7 protein-coding genes are annotated in these 5,755 nt (G+C 37.1%); 3 read left to right on the top strand and 4 right to left on the bottom strand.

The window, feature by feature from the left end; all coding sequences use genetic code 11:
* Positions 1 to 324 precede the first annotated feature (324 nt).
* Entirely contained in the window at positions 325 to 1,017 is a 693-nt protein-coding gene (locus Q0W26_RS11090) for a 4Fe-4S double cluster binding domain-containing protein (protein WP_298525300.1), read from the top strand.
* Here the strand turns inward: Q0W26_RS11090 and Q0W26_RS11085 are convergent.
* Positions 1,012 to 1,572 (bottom strand): GNAT family N-acetyltransferase, encoded by a 561-nt coding sequence (locus Q0W26_RS11085; protein WP_298525297.1) that lies wholly within the window; start codon positions 1,570 to 1,572, stop codon positions 1,012 to 1,014. The genes Q0W26_RS11090 and Q0W26_RS11085 overlap by 6 nt on opposite strands.
* 159 nt (positions 1,573 to 1,731) lie before the next feature.
* Between Q0W26_RS11085 and Q0W26_RS11080 the strand changes: the two genes are divergently transcribed.
* Together Q0W26_RS11080 and Q0W26_RS11075 are read left to right on the top strand one after the other, a co-directional pair.
* A complete protein-coding gene (locus tag Q0W26_RS11080; RefSeq protein ID WP_298525294.1) occupies positions 1,732 to 2,679 on the top strand; it encodes an ABC transporter ATP-binding protein in 948 nt (315 codons plus the stop codon).
* Between the two features lies 1 nt (position 2,680).
* On the top strand, positions 2,681 to 3,295 hold the full coding sequence (locus tag Q0W26_RS11075; protein WP_298525291.1) for an ABC transporter ATP-binding protein: 615 nt from the start codon (positions 2,681 to 2,683) through the stop codon (positions 3,293 to 3,295).
* On the opposite strand, the gene Q0W26_RS11070 is transcribed toward Q0W26_RS11075, so the two are convergent.
* From Q0W26_RS11070 to Q0W26_RS11060, 3 genes are read right to left on the bottom strand one after another with little or no spacing between them, the layout of a single operon-like run.
* Positions 3,292 to 4,662, bottom strand: a complete 1,371-nt coding sequence (locus Q0W26_RS11070) for an MATE family efflux transporter (protein WP_298525288.1) — start codon at positions 4,660 to 4,662, stop codon at positions 3,292 to 3,294. The genes Q0W26_RS11075 and Q0W26_RS11070 overlap by 4 nt on opposite strands.
* Positions 4,663 to 4,694: 32 nt before the next feature.
* Complete coding sequence (locus Q0W26_RS11065; protein ID WP_298525286.1) at positions 4,695 to 5,489, bottom strand: virulence RhuM family protein; 795 nt, start codon at positions 5,487 to 5,489, stop codon at positions 4,695 to 4,697.
* Complete coding sequence (locus Q0W26_RS11060) at positions 5,486 to 5,701, bottom strand: hypothetical protein (RefSeq protein WP_298525284.1); 216 nt, start codon at positions 5,699 to 5,701, stop codon at positions 5,486 to 5,488. Before Q0W26_RS11060 ends, Q0W26_RS11065 begins: the two co-directional genes overlap by 4 nt.
* Between the last annotated feature and the right edge of the window lie 54 nt (positions 5,702 to 5,755).

The following is a 5,755-nucleotide window of genomic DNA, read 5'->3' as shown; positions in this document are numbered from 1 at the left end:
AAATCATAATATCTTTTTTTTTAGACAAAGGAAAAAGAACATTTTAGTTATCCATCCATATCCCCTAAAAAATACATGGATTTCCAAAAGAATCCACATTTTCCCCCAAGGACAAATGAAAAATAACTGCTCCTTTCTTAACCATAATTATATACCCTTTTAATAAAAAGAGTTTATCCAAGCATTTGAAAAGTATTAATTTTTTTATAATGAAAAAAAATTCTAATACCCATCAAAGTGCAATTCATCTCCGGCTTAAAGAAGCCGGAGAATTCTTGCACAAAAATGTTAAATTTAAATAAGAGTAATTGTAAATATTCGCCCATGGATTTATCTCTCAGACTAAAAAATTACCTGCTTAAAAACGGCGCTATAGAAGTTGGGTATGCTGACATAACCCATTTTACGCCAATGCCACACCTGAATAGTGGCGTTGTCTTTTATATAACCTATCCCAAAGAGATAATTAAAGGCATGATAAACGGACCAACACCAGAATATCTTGAGGAACTGATAAGCCTGAATACAAGGTTAGACGCTTTGGGAATGAAATGCGAGGAATTCTTAATAGACGAGGGATATGCTGCATATGCACAGACAAGAAAAAGATTAGGGCAGGATTTTGGTGAGTTCAACTCATTTGAACTTCCCCATAAAACAATAGCCACCCGTGCAGGCCTTGGATGGATAGGAAAATCTGCACTGTTTACGACAAAAGAATACGGATCCGCCCTCAGACTCTCGTCAGTACTGACTGATGCCCCCCTTGATTTTGGAAAGCCAATTCTCAAATCAAGATGTGGAACATGCATGGAATGTAGAGATGCATGCCCTGGAGGGGCAATTAGCGGACTGAACTGGAATTACAAACTTAATAGAAACGACTTTTATGATGACAAGAAATGCGAAAAGTATGCACTGAAAATAAGTGAAGAAAACTTGGGAAAACCGGATACCATATGCGGAAAATGCATATACGCATGCCCACACACTCAAAAATACATTAAAAAATCATAATTTAACAGCATATCTGAAATCCTGTGCAAGAGGATTAATTTCAAGTTCACGAATCTGCTTGTCCATATGAACTGTCTCCAGTTCATCATTGGCATCCAAAGCTACAACGAAACCCATTTTTGTCCAGAATTCGATAGCACCATCCAATGTCTTGTGAGTGTGCAGATAAATATCGTCATAACCCACCTGATTGGCAAAATTCTCGGCTATGCTGAACATTTTGGAGGCAAGCCCACAACGCCTGCATCGCCTGTCGACAAACAATCTCCAAATGCTGGATGTTGTATCATTTGAATAGAGATGTCTAAATTCCGGAAAATCCTTATCATATGCCCTTATTCCAATTGTTGCAATAATTTCACCGGTTTCAGCATATGCAACAAAGAAGTTATTGCACTCAGGATTGACATAATACTCTTCAAGGTTTACAATATCATGATGCCATTCAGGCACATAATCATAACCGAATTCAAGTTTGATCATCTTAAATAAAAATTTCTGAACATTTTCAATTTCACCAGAATCATTGCCCAACTCTTTTATAATCACATTCATACTAACACATCAAGCAAAAAATGTATTACTTTCAACAGTGATTTTAATTAATTAGTAATACTTTTTAGTAAATTTTGAATAACTTTAATATTGATAAGATACAAATTAGTATATAAAATTTGTCATTTGATAATCTGGAAAATGATTTAAGGTGATTTAATGGAAAAAGTATTAGATGTAGAAAATGTTTCAATTTCATTTATACAATACACAAAAGGATTAAATCAAAGAGAATTGAAAGTCATCACTGATTTAACCTTGGATATCTCAGAAGGAGAGATATTGGCCGTTTTAGGTTCAAGCGGTTCCGGGAAAAGCCTGCTTGCTCATGCAATATTTGGAATTCTTCCAGACAATGCAAATCTGAACGGAAAGATAAAATTCAAAGGAAAAACACTATCACAAGAAGACAAAGAAGAAATCAGAGGAAAAGATATCGTTTTAGTTCCCCAATCAGTAAACTATTTGGATCCATTGATGAAAATATCAGACCAGGCAATTGGACTTACCCAAAGCGATGAGGAGAAAAAGCAAAAGAAAATCAAACAAAGGGAAATCTTTGAACACTATAATCTGGGTCCGGAAGTTGATGAGATGTATCCCTTCCAGTTATCCGGAGGAATGGCAAGAAGAGTGCTCGTTTCAACTGCATTGCTATCCGATCCAAAATTGGTCGTAGCAGATGAGCCAACACCAGGATTGGATGAAAAGACAGTGGAAGAGACATTGAATCATTTCAGACACATGAAGGAAGATGGAATTGGAGTGCTTCTAATCACACACGATATCCATGCGGCACTGGAAGTGGCAGATAGAATCGGAATATTCTACTCCGGATATGTAATCGAGATTGCGAAAGTGGAGGACTTTTCAGGAGACGGCGAAAACCTGCTCCACCCCTACACAAAAGCATTATACAAGGCACTTCCAGCAAACGGATTTGAAATCATAAAAGGACACCAGCCATTGCACGGGGAAATACAACAGGGATGTCCTTATTATGACCGATGCGAAATGAGATTTGGCAGATGCAAAGAAGAGCGACCTGAATTAATTAGTTTAGGTGAAAAAAGAGTAAGATGCTTCAAATATGAAGAGGGTGCATAAGATGATACTTAAAGCTGAAAACATTTCATTCAAATATCCTTCCGCTAAAGACTACATAATTAAAGACATCAACATTGAATTGGATAGCAATAAAATCATTGGATTGATTGGAGACAGCGGTAGTGGAAAATCAACATTCTGCAAAATATTATCAGGCTACATTACCAAATACGAAGGAACTGTTACACTGGATGGTCAGCCACTTCCCAAAAAAGGATTCAAACCAGTCCAATTGATTTATCAACACCCTGAAAAGGTAATGAATCCAAAATGGAAAATGAAGCAGGTTCTGGAAGAGTCCTGGGACGTCAGCGATGAAGTATTAAGCGAATTTGGTATCCAAAAATCCTGGCTTACAAGATTTCCGCAGGAACTCTCCGGTGGGGAGCTTCAAAGGTTTTCTGTCGTAAGGTCACTGAATCCGAATACAAAATACCTGATTGCAGACGAGATGACAACAATGCTTGATGCAATAACACAGGCGCAAATCATAGATTCCGTTTTAAAAATAGTCAAGGAAAGGAACATGGGATTCTTGCTTGTCAGCCACGACATGCCTCTAGTGGATGCCATATGTGACGAGAAAATCTACTTTAAAGATATTAATGGGGTCTAACCATTAATATTTATCAATTTTTTTATCTGCCTGTCAGCCCAAACCATCGTAAGGTTATTTGAAACAATCTCACCCAATACAATGCCCATCCATGCGCCCCAAACGCCATAACCACATACAACACCCAAAAGAACTGCAAAGAATATTGTAAATCCAGTTTCCCTCATGATTGTCTGAAACATTGCGGTTATGCCTTTGCCAAGGCCCTGAAAAACATATGTTGAAGCCACACCAACAGCCATTGTCGGATAATAGATTACAATCCACTGCAGGAAACTGGTCAGTTCTGCCGCTATTCTGACGCTTGAGCCTGATGAAGCGAATATTGATGCAATGTCTGAGGCAAATACATTTGTCAGGATTAAAACCACAAATGCAAAAATCATGGAAATCTTCATTGCATACCTGTGGGCAATCTTGATGTTTTCATAGTTTTTGGCACCGTAATTTGCGGCAATGACACTGATTAAGGCAGTCCCAATAGCCAAAATAGGAGTTGTGCCAATTATCACAATTCTCCATCCTGTTGAGTAGACCGCAACCGAATCTGTTGAACCCAAATAAGCAAGAAGCGCTGAAAAAACAGCTGCAAAGAATGCATTGTTTAAAAGCTGAATGCTTGCAGGAATTCCAACTTTAACAATATCAAAACTGATATCCGACTTATAGTCAAAATTGGACAGTCTAGGCTTTAGATAAGTGTCATTTTTGATATAAAACCAATAAACTAATATTAAAATAACAAAAAGGGCAGATATCAGTGTTGCAATAGCCGCACCCTTTACACCCAGGTTTAGAGTATAAATGAAAATCGGATCAAGAATCATATTCAGAATAGCTGATGCCATCATGGCATACATCGGCCTAGTTGATTCTCCTTCACCTCGATAGATTCCATAAAGGGCATTTGAGAGGATAATGAATATTGAACCTAAGACCATAATATTTCCATAATCTGTTGCATAGCCAATGGTCTGGCCAGCACCCATTGCTTCCAATATAGGAATGAGTGAAAACCAAAGAATTATTGTTATTAAAATTGATACCGCAATATCAATTAGAATCGAATGGATTGATGCATTGTCCGCCTTTGACTTGTTGTCTTCTCCAATGTATTTTGATATTGCAAAGGCAGCTCCCGCTCCAAGGCCGTTTCCGAAACCTACCAAAATCATGAATACAGGTGTGAAAAAACCGACTCCTGCAAGAGCATCGGCACCCAATCCTGACACCCAAGCGGCATCAATGAGATTGTATAAACTAGAAATGAGCAATGAAATAATCAAAGGTATAGACATGCTTATCAATGCCTTTTTAGGATTTCCAAGCAATACATCTACACTCTCTGAATTTTCATTACTGTTCATAAGTAAATATTAAAATCTATTCAGATATAAAACTACTTATTTAATAGTTTTCTAGTTCTTTCTTCAAATTCATTATAATCAGACTTGTACAATTTGTCTTGGATAGGTCTGAACTTATCGAATTCTCCTTTGACAAAATCATTAACTTCAACTCTGGATACCTTACCTTTACAATCTAATATTTGATATCCTACAAAATCAAGGAATTTGTCTAACTGGTATGACCAATCCTGCATGGACATTGGGATTTCACGTGTTGCCTGAAGTTCTGCAAAATTAATATATAACTCTACAAGTTTGTTCAGATCAGCCAGTTCCTCTTCAGACAAATAGTTTTTAGCCACTCTAGTATCACTTAACTGGATTTTACCATCAGGAGAGTGTTTCCATGAGGTCAGACCCATATTTTCCTTGTCGCTGCTTGCCCTATCCTTTATGATTTCAGGAGCAGTCATTCCAGAAACCGCATAATGAAGCTTGTTTTGAACTTTTGCATAGAAATTCCTAGTGAGTTCAGCATTTTTGTTATAGTCATGACTTGTTGCATACAAATCAGTTAATTTCTCATAGAATCTTCTCTCGGAAACCCTAATCTCACGAATTCTTTCGAGCAAGTCATGGAAATAATCTTTTCCGAACCTGGAGCCGTTTTTCAACAATTCATCATCCAAAACGAAACCTTTAATCATAAATTCTTTTAAAATACCAGTAGCCCAAATTCTGAAGTGTGTTGCATTTTTAGAGTTAACTCTGTATCCTACAGAGATAATTGCATCTAAATTGTAAAATGCAGTATTATATTTTTTTCCATCAGATGCAGTTGTCAAAATTTTTTTGACAACTGAATTCTCATTAAGTTCGCCAGTCTTAAAAATATCTTTAAGATGATAAGAGATGTTCTGTTTAGTAACACAAACACTTCAGCCATAGTCTTTTGAGTTGCCCACATAGTTTCTCTTTCCTCGTCAATGATTACTTCCATGGATACTTCGCCTTCCTCTCCGACATACAACAATGTTCTTGTTATTTTATTTTCCATTGAACCTCTCCGGCTTAAAGAAGCCGGAGATTCTTAGGCCATGCCTGCTGTTTC

The sequence above is a fragment of the uncultured Methanobrevibacter sp. genome (genome assembly GCF_947169325.1).
Classification (GTDB): domain Archaea; phylum Methanobacteriota; class Methanobacteria; order Methanobacteriales; family Methanobacteriaceae; genus Methanocatella.
This window is presented reverse-complemented; position numbering and strand designations above follow the sequence as displayed.